The 19,310-nt window shown below is 69.9% G+C and carries 8 protein-coding genes and 1 pseudogene; 7 read left to right on the top strand and 2 right to left on the bottom strand.

Annotated features, from left to right (window positions below; genetic code table 11):
• A partial coding sequence (locus tag AC08OV_RS14005) for a beta-ketoacyl [acyl carrier protein] synthase domain-containing protein (protein ID WP_476619758.1) occupies positions 1-675 on the bottom strand: 675 nt, incomplete at its 3' end.
• Positions 676-758: 83 nt separating this feature from the next.
• Positions 759-2,390 carry an aspartate aminotransferase family protein gene (locus AC08OV_RS14000; RefSeq protein ID WP_476614618.1) on the bottom strand — a complete coding sequence of 544 codons (1,632 nt, stop codon included), beginning with the start codon at positions 2,388-2,390 and terminating at the stop codon, positions 759-761.
• Between the two features lie 279 nt (positions 2,391-2,669).
• Here AC08OV_RS14000 and AC08OV_RS13995 point away from each other — a divergent pair.
• The 7 genes and pseudogenes from AC08OV_RS13995 to AC08OV_RS13965 form a co-directional block, all read left to right on the top strand.
• Positions 2,670-7,421 (top strand): annotated as a pseudogene (locus AC08OV_RS13995) (type I polyketide synthase); the annotation flags it as partial.
• 34 nt (positions 7,422-7,455) lie between these two features.
• A complete protein-coding gene (locus AC08OV_RS13990; protein WP_476613744.1) occupies positions 7,456-13,092 on the top strand; it encodes a thioester reductase domain-containing protein in 5,637 nt (1,878 codons plus the stop codon).
• A gap of 22 nt (positions 13,093-13,114) precedes the next feature.
• Entirely contained in the window at positions 13,115-14,470 is a 1,356-nt protein-coding gene (locus tag AC08OV_RS13985) for an NAD(P)/FAD-dependent oxidoreductase (protein ID WP_476613743.1), read from the top strand.
• A 305-nt stretch (positions 14,471-14,775) separates the two neighbouring features.
• Positions 14,776-15,201 (top strand): YybH family protein, encoded by a 426-nt coding sequence (locus tag AC08OV_RS13980; RefSeq protein WP_476613742.1) that lies wholly within the window; start codon positions 14,776-14,778, stop codon positions 15,199-15,201.
• 115 nt (positions 15,202-15,316) lie between these two features.
• Complete coding sequence (locus AC08OV_RS13975; RefSeq protein WP_462203759.1) at positions 15,317-16,210, top strand: NAD(P)-dependent oxidoreductase; 894 nt, start codon at positions 15,317-15,319, stop codon at positions 16,208-16,210.
• A gap of 134 nt (positions 16,211-16,344) precedes the next feature.
• Complete coding sequence (locus AC08OV_RS13970) at positions 16,345-17,856, top strand: flavin monoamine oxidase family protein (RefSeq protein ID WP_476613741.1); 1,512 nt, start codon at positions 16,345-16,347, stop codon at positions 17,854-17,856.
• Between the two features lie 36 nt (positions 17,857-17,892).
• The gene (locus tag AC08OV_RS13965) at positions 17,893-19,086 is read left to right on the top strand and encodes a cytochrome P450 (RefSeq protein WP_476613740.1); all 1,194 of its coding nucleotides are present in this window, start codon (positions 17,893-17,895) and stop codon (positions 19,084-19,086) included.
• Positions 19,087-19,310 lie beyond the last annotated feature (224 nt).

Raw genomic sequence — 19,310 nt, 5'->3', positions numbered from 1 at the left:
CGAGAGTCCGCCGAACCGCTGCGCCCCCAGTGCCCCGGAGGCCCAGAGGTTGAGGTTCACTCCGGCGGCGAGAGCGACCGGCGACTCGCCCGATCGCACGCTGTGCGCCGCCATATGGACCGCCACCAGCGAGGACGACTGAGCTGTGTCCACCACGACGCTCGACCCACGCAGATCCAGGGCATAGGAGACCCGGTTGGCGATGATGGCGCGGTGGGTGCCGGTATTCGTGTGCTGTGTGATCAGCCGATCGCCGCCGCTCAGGACGAGGCCGGCATAGTCGTCACGCAAGGAGCCGACAAACACCGAGGCGGCGGAGCCGGCCAGGTCGGCGGGCACAATTCCGGCGTCCTCCAACGCCGCCCAGGCCAGCTCCAGGACCAGCCGCTGCTGCGGATCCATCGCGGCGGCCTCTCTCGGGGAGATTCCGAAGAAGGCGGCATCGAAATCTCCCACCGCCTCCAGGAAAGCCCCGAACCGGGCACCACCGAGCAGAGCCGGATCCGAGATCCCGTGCCGCCGGTCGGTTGGAACCTCAGCCACCGCGCTGCGACCGTCGACCAGCAGGTTCCAGAACTCCGCGGTTCCGAACGCTCCGGGCAGGCGGCAGGCAATTCCGACGACCGCAACCGCCTCGCCGCGACCGCCCTCGTGACCGTCAGACCATGTCGTCATCTGGGTAGCTCGCTCCTTCATAACTGCGGAAAGTCGCAGTGCTGTCTCGGTGCGGTGTCCGTGGCGGCGGCCCCGCCGGCCGGCTACCGCGGCCGCTGTCCGCCGGTCTGCCCAGCCGAGCCCGTGGTCGGCAGGCCGCCGCTCGCGAGGTCGGCGCCGGCGTGATCCCGAAGCGCGACCAGCAGGCCGCGCAGCCCGGACTCCAGGCGATCTATCTCGGCGTCCGTGATCCAGACCGACGGCTCCAGCCGCAGCGTGTTCGTGGCGCTGGCGGTCGGAAGAACACGGATCGCATGCCGACGCAGCAGATATCCGGACAGGGCGTAGCCGAGCAGCCCGGCCCGGGACTGCTCGGCTACGCCCTCCAGGGTGGAGCCCGACTGGTCGTGGAACTCCAGGCCGATCATGAGACCGACACCGCGGACGTCCCGGACAACGTTTCCGAATTCCTTCCACAGTGAGTGCAGCATCTCCAGAATGCGCTCGCCGCGTTCCGCGGCCTTTCGATATGCTGCGCCGTTGCCCGCCTCCAGCAGTTCCACCGTGCGACTGGCAATCAAAGTGGAGAAGGAGTCCTTCGCGAAGGTGGAACTGTGCAAAAGTTCGAACTCCCGGCGGTAGCGAGAACCACGCACCAGGGTCATACCAGTCTTGACGATCCCGCCACCGAGACTCTTTGCCAGCGTGTAGTAATCACCCTGCAGACCCAGCCACGAACTCGCGAAGAAGGCGCCGGTACGGCCCATTCCACACTGCACCTCGTCGACGATGACCGGGCAATCGACCGCCGCGCATTCCCGCTGGATGCGCAGCACCGTCTCCCGGTCGAACGCCCGGATCCCCGCCTCACCCTGGACGGGCTCGAGGACGAAAGCGGCGAACACTGGCAGGTCACGTTCGACAACGTGCACGGCATGACCGTCGACCGCGAGATCGAACAGCGTTTTCCGCTCGGTCTCGATAGTCCGAGTGAGTGCGTCGGGCTCGTGCACGGGAACGAACCGGCACTGCGCGGCCAGGAGACCGAAGGGAGTCCTGAAGTCGACGTTGTGCGTGAGCTGAACGCTGCCGACCAGCTTTCCATGGAACGATCCCTCCGGCGCCAGAAACACCGGCGTGGCGGTCATACGTTCCTTGTTGGCGCGTCCGATCCCGGCGATCACCTCGTCGAGATCCAGCGCACGCGACCCTTCGATACCCAGGCGAACGGACGACCCGCTTGCCACGACCGCGGCACCAGCAGCGACGGCCGCCTGCGCCGCGGCGAGGTTGCCCTCGATCTCCGCCGCGATGGCGGCGACCCTCATGACCCGGTCGAGCTCCGCGTGTTTCATCGCTATCTCGACCGCCTCGGCGCCACTGTTGGCAAATACCGCCGAGTATTCTTCGGACGTTCCGAACTCACGCCTGATGATGGCGTTGACAGCCCGCGCGAGATCGCTGGCGTAGGGATGTCTCGAGAACTGGGCGTGGACCGGAACCTGCCGGTCGAGAAGTTCCTTGGCATAGGAGACGATCTCTGGATTGTTGTGCCCGAGGATCGTCGATCCAAATCCGCCAACAAGATCGAGAACGGAGATCTCACTCCCCGTCTCGTCGCGGCAGAAGAGAGTGTCTCCGACTGCCCGTGAGTAGTGGACGCCCAGCCCGAGCGATTCGAGGAGACTCCCGATATAGGGTTCGGCGAGATCGCGTTCTTCGCTCTCCGTGGTCATTTTTATTCCATTTCCCGCCTTCGATGGACGTTTGTTCAGAACTCTACTGCCACCCCCCGGAGGCCTCGTAATCAGACACTAACCACAGGGTCCTCCGACGGTCATCAGATGCCACCTGGAGCACCGGGAGTGCGCGGTTACCGCCGCGTTACGACAATGCGGCGACAATTCCAGAGGATGCGATTCGCGCGAGACTTCCCCAGGAAAGGAAGATCACCGTGCACAATACCGGGGATCCGGCTGTCGCCTGCTCTGAGGAGATCCCGGGAGCGCAGAACAGTGGGCGCTGACGAAGACAAGCTCCGCAAGTACCTGGCGCGCGCCGTCGCTGATGCCCGCGCCAGCCGCCGGCGTCTGCGCGAGATCGAGGAAAGGAACCGGGAGCCGGTCGCCATCATCGGAATGGCCTGCCGCTACCCCGGCGGCGTGGACTCGCCGGAACGGCTGTGGCAGCTCGTCGCCGACGGCATCGACGCCGTGACGCCCTTTCCCGAGCACCGCGGCTGGCCTCTGGACCGGCTCTATGACCCCGATCCCGACACCCTCGGGACGTCATACACCGATCAGGGCGGCTTCCTGCACGACGCGGACCAGTTCGACCCGGAGTTCTTCGGCATGTCGCCCCGGGAGGCTCTGGCCACCGATCCCCAGCAACGGCTGCTGCTGGAGACCGCGTGGGAAAGCTTCGAGCGAGCCGGCATCACCTCGGACCAACGCCGCGAAAGCCGGGCGAGTGTGTACGTCGGGTCGATGTACCACGACTACGGGTCACGTTTCCACCTCCCGCCGGAGGAGTTCGAGGGCTATCTCTACAGCGGGAGTGCGGGCAGCGTCGTGTCGGGCCGGCTGGCCTACGTCCTGGGCCTGGAGGGACCCGCCGTCACCATCGACACGGCCTGTTCCTCGTCGCTGGTCGCCGTTCACCTCGCGGTCGCCGCGTTGCGCCGGGAGGAGTGCGATCTGGCGCTGGCCGGTGGGGTGACGGTGATGTCCACGCCACAGGCGTTCGTCGAGTTCTCCCGCTTGCGCGGTCTGTCACCGGACGGCAGGTGCAGGTCCTTCGCCGCTTCCGCTGACGGCACCGGCTGGGCCGAGGGTGCCGGGCTCCTGCTGCTGGAGCGGCTCTCCGACGCCCGGCGCAACGGCCGCCGGGTGCTTGCGGTGATCAGTGGTTCCGCGGTGAACCAGGACGGCGCCAGCAACGGCCTCAGCGCGCCCAATGGACCCGCCCAGGAACGCGTGATCCGCCAGGCCCTCGCGAACGCGGGACTGTCGACCTCCGACATCGACGTCGTGGAGGCCCACGGCACCGGAACACCCCTCGGTGACCCGATCGAGGCCAACGCCCTGATCGCCACCTACGGTCGCGGCCGCTCCCCGGATCGGCCCCTTCGGCTCGGATCCCTCAAGTCCAACATCGGACACGCGCAGGCAGCCGCCGGAGTCGGCGGCGTCATCAAGATGGTCCAGGCCATCCAGCACGGAGTCCTGCCCAGGACGCTGCACGCCGAGCTGGCGACCCCGCACGTCGACTGGGAAAGTGGCATGCTGGCCCTGCTGCGCGAGCCGATGGAGTGGCCGGCGCTGGACGGGCCACGCCGGGCCGCCGTCTCCGCGTTCGGGTTCAGCGGAACCAACGCGCATGTGATCGTCGAGCAGCCGCCGACCGCCGACGAGCCAGCTCCCACCCAGCCGGAACCCGCCGGACCGTCACACCCACCCGTCCCACCCGCGGCGCTGCCCTTCGTGCTGTCCGCCGCCTCCCCGCAGGCCCTGCGGGCCCAGGCCGACCGGGTCGGCGCACTCGTGGCCGAACGTGCCGATCTCGGCCTGCTCGACCTGTCCTACTCGTTGGCCACCACACGCTCGGCACTGCGCCATCGCGCGGTGGCGGTCGCCACCGGCCGGGACGAGCTCGTCCGGGGCCTTGCCGCGCTGGCGGACGACGACGCCGGAACAATCCTGGGTACCAGGGACGAGGGTCGGCTCGCATTCATGTTCACCGGTGGCGGCGCCCAGCGCGTGGGCATGGCACGCGAACTGGCCGAGTCCTTCCCGGCATTCGCCACAGCCTTCGACGAGGTGTGCACGGCCTTGGACGAGCACCTGCCTCGTCCGCTGCGCTCCGTGATCGAGTCGGGTGACGAGCTGGACCAGATCGACTACACCCTCGCCGCGCTCTTCGCGGTCGGGGTGGCGCTGTTCCGCCTCCTCGAGACGTGGGGGGTACGGCCGGACTTCCTGGTGGGTCACTCGACCGGCGAGCTGATCGCCGCGCATCTCGCAGGTGTCCTGTCGCTGTCCGACGCCGCGACGCTGGTGACCGCCCGCGGTGGCCTGATGCGTGCCCTGCCCAGGGGCGGTGCCATGGTTGCCGTCGAGGCGACGGAGGAGGAGGTGCGCGCGACCCTCGACGAGGAGGGGCGCGCGGTGATCGGGACCATCAACGCTCCGCGGGCGGTAGTGCTCTCGGGTGACGAGGACGCCGTTCATGCCGTCGCCAGCGTCTGGAAGGAACGGGGCCGGTCCGTCAAGGTGCTGCCGATCAGCCACGCCTCGCACTCGCCCCGCATGGACCCGATGCTCGACGAGTTCCGTCTGATCATCAAGGGGCTGGCGTTGCGCCGGCCGAGGCTCGGGATCGTGTCGACGGTGACCGGCCAGGTGGAGTCCGGGGACGGATGGGCCTCGGCCGACTACTGGGTGGAACAGATCCGCAGGCCCGTGCGCTTTCTGGACGCGGTACGCACCCTGGAGGCGCAGGGGGTGACAACGCTGCTGGAGCTGGGGCCGGACGGGGTCCTCTCGGCGATGGCGGCAGCCGGTGTCGAGCACGCGGTCGCGGTTCCCGTCATGCGCCGGGACCAGCCGGAGGCCCGATCGCTGGTCCACGCGCTGGGTGTGCTGCACACCCGAGGCGTGTCGATCGACTGGCAGGCCTTCTTCTCCGGCTCCGGCGCGCGGGCCGTCGACCTGCCGACCTATCCCTTCCAGCGGGAACGGTACTGGCTGGAACCGTCGGTGGCTCCCTTGACCGGGCCGGGCCCGTGGCCCGGCGGACGCGGTCCCGGCAGCGCCCTTCACCACATCGACTGGGTCGAAGACGCCGTCGTGCCCTCGGCCCGGACGGCAGTCTGGGCGATGCTCACGGCCGCCTCGGACCCCGTGCCCGGCGTCCCGTCCTACCGGGACCTGCCGGCCCTGGCCGACGCGCTTGACTCCGGGGCCTCGGTCGAGGCCCTCGTCGTCGCGCTGCCGGCGAGCCGAGCGATCGCGACCGCGGCGAACGAGGCCGCGGGTGGGGCCGCGGGACCGACACCCAACCCGCACCCGCTCGTCCGGCAGGTGCTGCTCCTGCTGCGCGAGTGGCTGACCGACGACCGGTTCACCGGCATCCGCCTGATCCTCGTGACCAGAGGTGCGGTGGCCACGACCGGCGACGAAGCACCCGACCCGGCCGCGGCGGCGGTCTGGGGGCTGGTCCGATCCGCGCAGTCCGAGGCACCCGACCGGGTCGTTGTCGTCGACACGGACACAGACCCGGGTGAGGAGCCGATCCCGCCGGATCTGCTCCCAGCCCTGCTGGATGCCGAGGAGCCCCAGGCGGCCGTGCGCGCCGGGCGGATCCGGGTTCCCCGGTTGGCCCGGATCCGTTCCTCCGAGATCCACGCCGGAGCGGACAGGCCGGTGTGGGGGTCTGACGGGACCGTCCTGATTACCGGCGGGACCGGTCGGCTCGGCAGCGCCGTCGCCCGCCATCTCGTCGCCACGCACGGCGTCAGGCATGTACTGCTGGCAAGCCGCTCGGGTGAGCGGGCGGAGGGGGCCGACAGGCTCCGGACCGCCCTGACCGAGCTCGGTGCGACGGTCCGCCTCGCCGCCTGCGACGTCTCCGACCGGGATGCCCTCGCCGCGCTGCTCGCCGACATTCCCGCCGACCAGCCGTTGCGCGCGGTCGTGCACGCGGCAGGCATGCTGGACAACGGCCTGATCACGACCATGACGTCGCAGCAGCTGGACGACGTCCTCCGTCCCAAGGCCGAGGCCGCGTGGCACCTGCATGAACTGACCCGGGAGACGGACCTCTCGGCATTCGTCGTCTTCTCCTCGACCGTCGGGCAGTTCGGGGCGCCGGGCCAGGCAAACTACGCCGCCGCGAACGCCTACCTCGACGGCCTGGCGCAGCACCGCCGTGCGCTCGGCCTGCCCGCGACCGCGCTGGCCTGGGGGCTGTGGAACGTCGACGGTGGCATCAACGCGCAGCTCGGCGACGTCCACCGCGCCCGGTGGGCCTGGGACGGCTTTGTCCCGATCGGCGCCGAGGAGGGAATGGCCCTGTTCGACGCGGCGGTCTCGGCGACGCGGCCCGTGGTGACCATCACGCCGTTCGACCAGGACATGCTCAGGGCGCTCGACGCCGCCCCACCTCTGTTGCGGGCGCTGATCCCCGCACAGGGCCGCCGCTCGACCAGAAGCGCCGAGATTCCGATGTCGCAACGGCTGGCCGCGCTGTCCGGCGCCACCGAACGGGCCGAGTTCGTCCTCGGTCTGGTCCTGGACGGCGTGGCAGCGGTCCTCGGCCGCGACGATCCCGCCGCGATCGACTCCGAGCGCCCCTTCCGGGAGCTGGGATTTGATTCCCTCACAGCGGTGGAGATGCGCAACCGGCTGAGCGCGGTCACCGGCGTTCGGTTGCCAACCACCGCGGTGTTCGACCATCCCACTCCCTCAACGCTGGCCGCCTTCCTGCTCACCCACATCGCGCCCCATGACACGACGAGCCCGCGGCCGACCGCGCTCGTGGCCCTGGACGAGCTGGAGGAAGCGCTCATGGCCGCGGCCGTCAATGATCTCGACGGTCATCACGACGCCATCACCGTGCGGCTGCAGACGCTGCTGTCGAGATGGCTCGAGACCGGCGTGAGACCGGCCGAGCGGGCCGACCCGGACCCGGGCGACCGGCTCGCGGCGGCGTCAACCGCGGAACTGCTCGACTTCATCGACAACGAGCTCGGCCGTGCCACAAACTGATTCCCGCCCGACTTCCGGAACAGGTAACCCACCCATGGCGGACGAGAACAAGCTGACGGAGTACCTGAAATGGGTTGCTGCCGACCTGCAGAAGGCCCGGCAGCGCATCACGGAACTGGAGTCCGGCCGGGTGGAACCGGTCGCGATCGTGGGCATGGCCTGCCGGTTCCCGGGAGGTGTGCGCTCAGCAGACGATCTGTGGCAGCTGGTCGTGGACGGACGGGACGCCATCACCGCGTTCCCCACCGACCGCGGCTGGGACGTGGACGCGCTCTACGACCCCGACCCGGACATGCCGGGTACCACCTACACCCGAGAGGGCGGCTTCCTGGAGGGAGCAGCCGAGTTCGACGCCGCGTTCTTCGGCGTCTCTCCCCGTGAGGCGCTGGCGATGGACCCCCAGCAACGGGTGCTGCTGGAGACGGCCTGGGAGACCTTCGAGCACGCGCGGATCGACCCGACCCCCCTCAAAGGCACCGATATCGGCGTCTTCGTCGGCGCCGTCGAGCAGTCCTACCTGGGGCTCTACGGCCCCCAGGAGCTTGAGGGCTACCTGCTGACGAGCCGTCTCGGCAGCGTCATGTCCGGCCGCATCGCCTACTCCTTCGGCTTCGAGGGCCCCGCCCTCACCGTGGACACGGCATGCTCGTCGTCCCTGGTCGCCATGCACCTCGCGGCGCAGTCCCTCCGCAGCGGCGAATCATCCCTCGCCCTCGCCGGTGGGGTGACGATCGCCGGGACCGCCGGCGGATTCGTCGACTTCGCGCGGCAGCGCGGCCTGGCCCCCGACGGCCGGTGCAAGTCCTTCGCCGCCGCCGCCGACGGCACCAGCTGGTCGGAAGGCGTCGGTCTGCTCCTGCTCGAACGGCTCGACGAGGCCGTCGCCCGGGGGCACCGGGTGCTGGCAGTCCTGCGGTCGTCCGCCGTCAACTCCGACGGCGCTTCCAACGGCCTCACCGCTCCCAGCGGCACCTCCCAGGAAAGGATCATCCGGGCTGCGCTCACCCGGGCACGGCTCGACGCCTCCGACGTGGACGTCGTCGAGGCACACGGCACCGGCACCCGGCTCGGCGACCCCATCGAGGCCCAGGCGCTGCTGGCGACCTACGGGGCCGCGCACACGTCGCGACGCCCGCTGTTCCTGGGCTCGCTGAAGTCCAACATCGGGCATTCCGTGGCGGCCGCCGGGGTAGGCGGAGTCATCAAGATGGTCCAGGCGCTGCGGCACGCCGAACTCCCCCGGACCCTGCACGTCGAGCGACCGACACCGCTGGTCGACTGGTCCGCCGGGACGATCGCGCTGCTCACCGAGCACCGTCCGTGGCCGAGGACGGACCGGGTGCGCCGCGCGGCGGTCTCCGCGTTCGGCGTGAGCGGCACGAACGCCCACCTGATCCTCGAGCAGGCGCCCGGTGAGGAGACAGCGCGGGAGGCGGCGGCGCGGGACCCAGCGCCGGCCCTGCCGGCGATCCCGCTGCTGCTGTCCGCCCGCGGCCGGCAGGCGCTGGTCGCCCAGGCGCGCGACCTGATCTCGGTCACCGCGGCGGGCACCGGTTCTTCCCTCCTCGATCTCGCCTACTCGACGGCCACCAGCCGCGCCGCTCTGCCGCACCGGGCCGTGATCCTGGCCTCGGACACCGAGTCCCTGCTCACCGCTCTCCGTTCGTTCGCCGAAGACGGCGCCCACACCGTGACCGCTGTGCCCCCAGGCAGGGGCCGGCTGAGTTTTCTCTTCACCGGCCAGGGTGCCCAGCGGGCGGCCATGGGCAGGCGGCTGCACGAGGCGTTCCCGGTGTTCGCCGAGGCGTTCGATGCGGTGTGCGCACACCTCGACCCCCATCTGGAGCATCCGCTGCACGGCGTCCTCGAGACCGGGACCCGGCTGACCGAGACGCGCTATGCGCAGCCTGCGCTGTTCGCGATGGAGGTCGCCCTGTTCCGGCTGTTCGAGGCGTGGGGGGTCCGAGCCGACTTCCTCGTGGGTCACTCGATCGGCGAACTGGCCGCCGCGCATGTGGCCGGAGTGCTGTCGCTGCCGGACGCGGCTGCTGTGGTCGCCGCGCGAGGCAGACTCATGCAGGCGCTGCCGGGTAACGGGGCGATGGTCGCGCTGCAGGCCTCCGAAGCGGAGATCACCCCCCTGGTGACCCGGTCGGCGGGAGCGGTGGCGGTCGCGGCGGTCAACGGCCCGGCGTCGACAGTGGTGTCCGGTGACCGGCGCCTCGTCGACGAGATCGAGGAGCGCGTGCGGTCCTGGGGCCGGCGCACCAGGCGGTTGGCGGTAAGCCACGCCTTCCACTCGCCGCTGGTGGATTCCATCCTCGACGAGTTCCGCCAGGTGCTGCACGGAGTCTCGCTGAACGCTCCAGACATCCCGATCGTGTCGACCCTCACCGGCCGGGTCGCCTCCGGCGATCAGCTGCGTTCCCCGCGGTACTGGCTGGATCAGGCACGGCACACGGTCCGCTTTCACGACGCTGTGCGCACACTTGCCGATCAGAAGGTGACCACCACCCTGGAACTGGGTCCGGCCGGAGTGCTCTCGGCCCTGGTCGCCGACAGCGTGCGCCTCACCGCCGTGGCCGCGACGCGAGCCGCCGCGACCGAGGCGCAGGACGCGGTCGCGGCGCTGGGAGCGCTCTGGTCGGCCGGGCTCCCTGTCGACTGGTCCGCCTTCTTCGCCGGGACGGGTGCCCGGCAGGTGGACCTGCCGACCTATCCGTTCCAACGCGAGCGGTACTGGCTGCGGCCCGCGGCGGCGGCGGCCACCGCCGCGCCGGATCCGCGGGACGCGGTGCTCCGCGTCGGCTGGGACCCGCACCCCACGGCCGGACCGTTCATATCCCCGGACCTGGCGGTGCTGCGCCTCGGGGGCGCTCAGGCCGGCGCTCAGGCCGCGGTGCTCCGGGAACTCTCCGCCGGCATGGTGTTCGACGACGTGGCGGACGCCCTGGCCGCGCTGCGCTCGCGGCCGGCGTACGACGTCCTCCTGGTCCCCGTGATGTTCTCCCCGGACAGCGACGTGCCCGGGCAGGCCGAGCGGGTGGCACGGGCGATGCTGGGGCTGGTCCAGTCATGGCTGCTGGGCGATCCGGCCGCTGACGCGTCGCTGGCGGTCCTGACCCGAGGCGCCGTCTCGACCGGCCAGGGTGGCCCGGACGCCACGGACCTCGTCGCGGCCCCGCTGTGGGGGCTGCTGCGCTCGGCACAGTCGGAGGCGCCCGGCCGCATCACGCTGGTCGATCTGGATGAGGACGCGGCGTCGGTGGCGGCGGTGCCCGCGGCTCTCGCGTCCGGCCAGCCGCAGATCGCCATCCGGGCCGGCCAGATCCGCACACCGGGCCTCGCCCGGGTCCCGCGAGGGGCCGAGCCGTCGGACGGCACCACGTGGCGGCCCGGCGGCACCGTGTTGATCACGGGGGGCACCGGTGCGCTCGGCGGGCTGTTCGCGCGTCACCTCGTCCGCGCGCACGGTGTCTCCCAGCTGCTCCTGGCCAGCCGCCGGGGCCTGGCCGCGGGCGGCGCGGCCGAGCTCGTCGCCGACCTCACCTGGCTCGGCGCCGAGGTCCGCGTCGCCGCCTGCGACCTCGCCAACCGCGATGCCCTCGGCGCGCTGCTGGACTCCATCCCGAAGGAGCATCCGCTCACCGGGATCGTGCATGCGGCCGGGGTGCTCGACGACGGCCTGATCCCGGATCTGACCCCGGACCGGCTGACCACCGTGCTGCGGCCCAAGGTCCACGCCGCGTGGCACCTGCACGAGCTCACCCTCGCCCACGACCTGGACTCCTTCGTGCTGTTCTCGTCGATCGCGGGCATCATCGGTGGCGCCGGCCAGGCCAACTACGCCGCGGCAAACAGCTTCCTCGACGCCCTGGCCAGCCACCGCGCCCGACTCGGGCTGCCGGCGACGTCGCTGGCCTGGGGACTGTGGGCGCACGAGGGCGGGATGAGCGGGCACCTGACGCGCGCCGACCTCGACCGCATCGCCCGCTCCGGCCTGCGGGCCATCACCTCCGACGACGGGCCGCGGATGTTGGACCTCGCGCTCCGGGCTGATCATCCCGCGCTTGTCGTCACCCCGGTCGACCTGACCGCGCTGCGGTCCGCCGCCGGTCGCGCGCCCCTGCTGCTGCGCCGCCTGCTGCGGGACACCGACGGAGCCGCCGAGGAGGTGTCCGAACCGCGGCGCCTGCTGGCCCGGCTGACGGAACTGCCCCCGTCTCACCGGCGCGGCGCGGTGTCGGACTTCGTCCTTCAGGAGGTGGCGCTCGTCCTCGGACACTCGGCACCGGGAGCGGTCGAGGAGCACCAGCTCTTCTCCGACCTCGGATTCGATTCGCTCACCTCGGTGGAGCTGCGCAACCGGCTGGCCGATGCCACTGGTCTGCGGCTGCCGCCATCCCTGATCTTCGAGCGCCCGACACCCAAGGAACTGGTGGAGCACCTGGCCACCCTCCTGGTGGCCGCGCGAGGGGCGTCCTCGCGCGCCGCCGACGTCGACTTCTCCGCCGAGGTCCACCTCGACGAGGGTATTCAGCCCGCGGGCGAGATCGACCGGGTGGCCACCGACCCCGCCGAGATCCTGCTGACCGGCGCCACCGGCTTTCTCGGCGCGTTCCTGCTCCGTGATCTGATGCGATCGACGACCGCCACGGTGCACTGCCTGGTGCGGGGAGAAGACCGGGCCACGGCGACCCGCCGCCTGCGGGAGAACCTGGCTTGGTACCAGGTGTGGGAGGACATCGATCCGGCCCGTCTGTCCGTCGTCGTCGGTGACCTGGCCGCGAGCCGACTGGGCCTGGCCGAAGCCGGGTTCGACGACCTCGCCCGCCGGGTCGACGTCGTCTATCACGCCGGCGCGACGGTCAGCTGGCTGCGGCCCTACACCGAACTCGCGCCGACGAACGTCGGCGGCACCCGGGAGGTGTTGCGGCTGGCCGCGGCACACCGCACGGTTCCGGTCCACTACGTGTCGACGACCGGGGTGTTCCCCGCTCCGAGCCCTGACGCGCGCGCGGCCACCGTGACCGACCCGACCGGGCCGGCGCACCTGCTGCACAACGGTTATCTGCAGAGCAAATGGGTCGCCGAGCAGATCATCGGTCTCGGCAGGGACCGCGGACTGCCCCTCTCGGTGTACCGGGTGGATGTCGTGTGCGGCGACCAGATGACCGGCGCCTGCCAGACCAGGGATTTTGTCTGGTTGAGCCTCCGGGGAATCCTGGAGGCCCAGGCGGTGCCCGAGAGCCTCGCCGGCGTCGTCCACATGGTTCCCGTGGACTACGTCAGCACGGCGATCGTGGCTCTCTCCACGCTGCGGGACACCGCTGGCCGGACCTTCCATCTGTACAACCGGCAGAATCAGACGTTCGCCGAGTTCGTCGATCACCTCAGATCCTTCGGATACCACCTGCCCGCGCTGGACTGGGACTCGTGGTCGGCCCGCGTGCGCGGGGACCGGAAGAACGCGATGTTCCCGCTGCTGGACTCGTTCGAGGGAATGAACGCAGGCAACGGCCTGGCCACCTATCCGCCGATCGATGTCTCGGACACCGAACACGCGCTGCGGGAAACCGGCATTGAATGCCCGGCGGTCGATCGTGGCCTGTTCGAGAGATATGTGAGCTTCTTCGTCAAGGCGGGCTATTTTCCGCCCCCCACCCTTTAGCACGCAGCAGGGGAGTGACCGCATGGCGGAAACATCTGGACGTGATCGTGTGGTTGTGCTCGGCGCAAGCATGGCCGGGCTGTTGGCAGCGCGTGTGCTGACGGACCGGTACACCGAGGTCGTCCTCGTCGACCGTGACGACCTCACCGGGCACGACGCCGCCGGGGGGCACCGTGACACCCGACGAGGCGTCCCGCACGGCGAGCACCTGCACAACCTGCTGGCCGCTGGTCTCCTCGTCCTGGAGGAACTGTTCCCGGGGATCACCGAGGAGCTGACAGCGAACGGCGCAGCCGCAGGCGACGGCACCGGCAACACGCGGTGGATCGTGAACGGCCGGCGCCTGCCCAAGCCGCAGTCCGGTCTGCCCCTGCTGTCAGTCAGCAGACCGCATCTGGAGCGGCGGGTCCGCGGGCGTGTGCGTGCGCTCGCGAACGTGACCGTGGCGGAACGCACCGAGATCACGGGGCTGCTGACCAGCCCGGACCGGTTGACCGTGGTGGGCGCCCGCGTCCGGCGGGGGGAGACCAGCCGTGATCTGTTCGCCGACCTGGTCGTCGACGCGACCGGCCGACGCACCCGCACGCCCGTGTGGCTCGCGGAGCTCGGCTACCCCGAGGTCGAGGAGGAGCAGCTCCGGGTCGACGTCGGCTACACCACCCAGTACTACCGGCTGGCGCAGGACCGGATGGTCGACGAGGTCTCCATCGACGTCGGCGCCTCGCCGGAGATTCCACGAGGGGCGCTGTGCGCCAAGGTGGAGGACGGCTGTGCCGTCGTCACCGGCTACGGCATCGCCGGCGCCTACCCACCCCACGACTCCGCGGGCTTCCATGACTTCCTGAAATCGCTGGCCAGCACCGACATCTACGACGCGGTGCACGATCAGGAGACTCTCGGGGAGCCGATCGCCTACCGCTTCCCGGCCAACCTGCGACGCCGCTACGAGCGGATGAGCTCGCGCCCTGGCGGGCTACTCGTCATCGGCGACGCCGTATGCAGCTTCAACCCGGTATACGGGCAGGGCATGACCGTCGCGGCCCTGGGATCCAAGGTGTTGCGGGACCACGTCGACCGGTCGGGGGCGGTCGAGCCCGGCAGGTTCTTCGCCGACCTGGCGGCAGAAGCCGTCGACCATGTGTGGGAGCTGACGACCGGGGCCGACCGCGTCTTTCCTGGTGTGGGCGGTGACCTGAGCGAGGAACAACAGGCCGAGCTCGCCTTTCTCGACCAGCTGCTCGAGGCCGCGCGGCGGGATGAGCGCCTGCTGGTCGCCTACGCCCGGGTGGCCTACCTCCTTGACCCGTCCGAGGCGCTGGCGGCCCCGGCGATCCAGGCGGCGGTGGCCCGGGCTTTGGAACAGACCGACCAGGGCTAGCCGCATACCGGCACTCCGAACGGACCAGCACCCGCCCCCGGGGGACCCGCGGGAGCACAACCACCGCCGCGGCGTGCGCTGCCCACGGTTCGCGACCTACCGGCTCCAGCGGGCGAACCCGCCCTGTCGGACAGGATTGCGGGACACGATCCGCGCCGTGGCTGGTTGTTCACCGGTAATCGGGTCGATTCCTCTCACGTTTATACACGATTACCGACACAAGACCGGATCGAGGAACGCTCGCTGCTAGCCTGCGAGCAGGTCCACGCCATATGCCGTCAGTATACGAATGGAGCAAATGTGCCGTGACCGAAACTCAATACGCACTGGTACGTGACATCAACCTGCACCAGGAGGCCTTCGGAGCCGCTTTCAACTCCGGTGACGCCGCCGCGGTCAATGCGATGTACACCGACGACGCGGTCGGGATGTGGGAGCCGGGAAAGCCCCTCCGCGGCCAGGTCCGCCGCGACTACGTGGCTGAATTTCTGGCGACTCGCAAACCGTCCGTGGAAGCGACGGTGCGCCAGAAGCTGGTGGTCGGCGACACCGCCATGCTTGTGGTCGAGTGGCGGATGGACACGATCGGCGCAAACGGCGAACCCGAGCCGCTGGACGGCGTCGCCATCGACGTCCTGCGTCAGGGCGAGGACGGCTACTGGCGTTACGTCGTAGACAACCCCTTCGGTGTCAGCGGCCCGTGGGCCGCCGAGGACGAGGGACGGGAATAGATCGACGCACGAAACGCGGACGCGGGTCACATCACCGCGCTGGCACGCCTGGGACCGGCGAACGAACGATCACATCCATCGCGGCGGACGCCGCACGACATCCGGAGAAGCTCCTGTGTCCACCCCCTCAGTCTCCGCATCGCCGGTCACCGTCGTCGGACTCGGCCTGATGGGCCGCGCGCTGGCGGCGGCCTTCCTGTCCAACGGCCACCCGACCACGGTCTGGAACCGCTCGGCAGGGAAGGCAGACGATCTGGTCGCCAACGGCGCGACCCTCGCCCCATCGATCAGGGCCGCGGTCGAGGCGAGCCCACTCGTCGTCATCTGCGTCTCCGACTACGACGCCGTGCACGAGCTGCTGGACCCGGTCGGCGCCGCCCTGGACGGCCGGACGCTGGTCAACCTGACCACGGCCAGTTCCACTGTGGCGCGTGAGACCGCCAGCTGGGCGGCCCAGCTCGGCAGCACCTATCTCGACGGCGCGATCCTGGCTCTCCCCCAGGCCATCGGCACCGCCGAGGCCACGGTGCTGTACTCCGGACCGAAGGCGGCCTTCGACGGGCACCTGGCCACCCTGCAGGTACTCAGCCAGACCGGGACCGTCTATCTCGACGAGGACCACGGTCTGTCCGCCCTCTATGACATGTCCGTCCTCAGCATCATGTGGGGCGTCCTCAACACCTTCTTGCACGGTGCCGCGCTCCTGGGCACCGCGAGTGTTCCGGCGACCACCTTCGCGAGCCTGGCGGTCACGGCGATCAACGTCACGGCCGACTACGTCACCGCCTACGCGCAGCAGATCGACGAGGACAGGTTCCCGGCCACCGACGCCACCGTCAACGTCCACGTGGGCGGCATGGAGCACCTCGTGGAGGAGAGCAAAGTGCTCGGCGTCAACGCGGAACTCCCGACCTTCTTCCTGGAGCTGGCGAAGCGCGCGGTGGCCGACGGCCACGCCGAGGACAGCTACGCGGCGCTGATCAAGCAGTTCCGCAAGCCCTCCGCCTGACCCAGCCCAGCCACCCGGAACGGCGCGGGGAATCCGAGGCGCAGGCCGCATGCGCCGGATTCCCCGCACGTCCGGAACGCGGCGACATCCACACCGCCTCGACGACCACAGACCGTAACGCGGGGGGATTCACCTTGACCACGCATGAAGACGGAGCGCACACAGGCTCGTCCAGCCGTTCGTTCTCTCGCAGGACCGCGCTCAGGGCAGGTGGCCTGGCCGTCGCCGGATCCGCGCTCGGGGTCAGCCTCCCCGGTGTGGCCGAGGCCGTCGAACAGGGCCACGCGGGCCATCGCGACTACGACAACATCGTTGTCGGGGCCGGCCTGGCCGGCCTCACCGCCGCCCGCGAGCTGCGGCGCAAGGGACAGCGGGTGCTTGTGCTCGAGGCACGCGACCGCATCGGCGGGCGGACATGGACCGACACCTTCAACGGCTCTGAGATCGAGCGCGGCGGCGCCTGGGTCGACCCGCTGCAGCCCCATGTGTGGCGCGAGATAGCGCGCTACGGCCTGTCGGTCGTGGCCGACGCGGGACCCGAGCGCGTGATCATGCCAACCCTCACCGGATTCGCCGAGTACGACCCGGTCGAGGCCTACACCCGGCAGGGCGAACTCTTCACTCCTTTCTTCGACGGCTCACGCGACTACTTCCCGAAGCCGTACGAACCGTTCGCCCGCGAGGATCTGATCACACCGCTGGACCGGCTGAGCCTGCGCGACCGGCTCGACCAGCTCGCCTACCCGCCCCAGGACGAGATCCGCATGACCAGCACCACCGCGCTCTACGGCGCTCCGAGCGCGCGCGGCTCGATGCTCCAGCTGTCGCAGTGGTGGGCACTCGCGGGCTGGAACTACCAGAGCTTCTCCGGAGTGAACACCTTCCGCATGGAGAAGGGCACCATCGCCCTGGCCGAGGCCATCCTGAAGGACGGCAGTCCAGACCTCCGGCTCAACTCCCCCGTCACGTCGATCACTCAGAGCAATGGAAGGGTGCGGGTAGGGACCCGCACGGGGACGACCTACACCGTGCCCGAGGTCGTCATAGCCGTCCCGGTCAACGTCTGGAAGACCATCAGCTTCGGCCCGGCGCTGCCATCGGAGTACCGCAGGGCAAGCAGCCAGGGCTACGGTGTGCCACGCCAGAAGAAACTGTGGCTGGATCTCACCAGTCCCACGGACCGGTTCATCGCCGAGGCGCCCGAGGGCTATCCCCTCGTCATCATGGGCCGGCTGAACGAGAACGCGCCGGTCGTCGCCTTCACAGTGGACGACAGGCTTGACGTCGGCAACCGTGCCCAGGTCGAGGCGGCGGTACGCAGGATCATCCCGGACGCGCAGCTTCGCAGGCACACCGTGACGGACTGGCAGGCAGACCAGTACGCCCTCGGTGGGCCCGCGTACCGGCAGCCCTTCCAGCTCACACAGCTACACCGTGCGATCAGCCAGCCCTTCGGGCGGATCAGATTCTGCGGCGACGATCTTGCCCTTGGCTGGAGCGGGTACATGGACGGCGCCATCGAATCGGGTCTTCGGGTCGCCGGTTCACCAACGTTGTCCTCGTCGTCGCCTGCGGCGCCCGAGGGTCGCCGCCCGGTGACACCCCAAGTCGATCACAGAATCTACCGCCCCGTCCATCGTCTGTGATCAGCGATACAACGGCAGTGAGATCGGGAGTAGGCCATGCCAACGACGAACCAATCCGCGACCGAGGCTGTGGACTCGCTGTTCTCCTGGTTCCGGGAGATGCACGACCAGCATCCGATTCATCACAGTGAGGAGTACGGATGGCAGTTGTTCCGGCATGCCGACATCGCCCATGTCCTCACCGATCCGAAGACGTTCTCCTCGGAGACGGTGCGGCTGTTCAACGAACCGCAGCCTGATCTCGACCTGTTCCTGATGGGGAACCTGGTCACCAGCGACCCGCCCCACCACCGGATGCTGCGCCAGGTCATCAGCCATGCCTTCACACCGCGCGCGGTGTCGGTACTGTCCGAGCGGATCGCTCGGATCACCCACTCCCTGCTCGACCGCACGGCCGGCTCCGACACCTTCGATCTGATCGACACGCTGGCCTATCCCCTACCGATCACCGTGGTCGCCGAGATGCTCGGCCTGCCCCACGAGGACGTGCCGATGTTCCGGGCATGGGGCGACGCGCTGGGCGCCCTCGACGCGGCGACGGTGCCGCCCGAGGTCATGGAGGCCGAGGTCACTCCCGCCATCCGGGAGATGAACTCGTACATCCTTGATCATGTGCGGAGGCGCCGGGAAAGCCCGACCGACGATCTGCTCAGTGACCTGGCGCAGGCGAGTATCGACGGCAAGCCGTTGCGCGACGGCGATCTGATCGGCCTGATCGGCCTGACCATGTTCGCCGGCCACGCCGCGTCGATGGCCATGATCGGCAACGCGATCGTCGTCCTCGACCGCCACCCCGAGACGTTCGCGGCCGTCCGCTCGGACCGCGATCTGCTGCCGGGCGCCATCGAGGAGCTGATGCGCCTGTACCCACCCTTCTCCCGGATGGCGCGCGTGACCACCACGCAGACGGAGCTCGCGGGGCAGCAGATCGGCAAGGACGAGCTGGTGACGCTGTGGACCGGCGCGGCCAGCAGGGACCCGGGACGCTATCCGGATCCCGACCGCTTCGACATCCACCGCAACACCGGCGGGCACCTCGCCTTCGGCCAGGGCATCCATTTCTGCCTCGGCGCACCGCTGGCCCGGCTGGAGGTCAGGATCGTGCTCAACGCGCTGCTTGATCGTTTCGACGACATCGCCGTGGACTACTCGGGCGGGGTCGAGTTCGAGAACCCTATGCAGATCATCTGCCCTCGGCGGCTACTGGTGCGCGTCACCGGGCGGTCCTAGCACGGCACGCCGCCGCCGCGGCGGGTCGAACTTCGTGGAGAACATGCCCCCCGCCAGCGCCGACCTTTCCCCCTTGCCCGCCATCCGAGAGTAGCGGGCAAGGGGGCGCGTCACGTCGACGGTGACCTCCCGGTCAGCCGGTCATGTCGACGGATTGCCATGTTTGCGTACCGGGATGTCGGCGTTCTTCGCCCGCAGCGCGGCGAGCGCCCGGACGAGAGTTG

Source organism: Frankia sp. CeTa3Moorea (assembly GCF_978021225.1).
Note: the sequence above shows the minus strand (reverse complement) of the source record. Positions and strands in the feature narration are given on the sequence as shown.

Bases quoted from the DNA above. Each gene is read 5' to 3' on its own strand.
- AC08OV_RS14000 (WP_476614618.1), bottom strand. From the start codon at position 2,390: ATGACCACGGAGAGCGAAGAACGCGATCTCGCCGAACCCTATATCGGG.
- AC08OV_RS13985 (WP_476613743.1), top strand. From the start codon at position 13,115: ATGGCGGAAACATCTGGACGTGATCGTGTGGTTGTGCTCGGCGCAAGC.
- AC08OV_RS13965 (WP_476613740.1), top strand. From the start codon at position 17,893: ATGCCAACGACGAACCAATCCGCGACCGAGGCTGTGGACTCGCTGTTC.
- AC08OV_RS13990 (WP_476613744.1), top strand. From the start codon at position 7,456: ATGGCGGACGAGAACAAGCTGACGGAGTACCTGAAATGGGTTGCTGCC.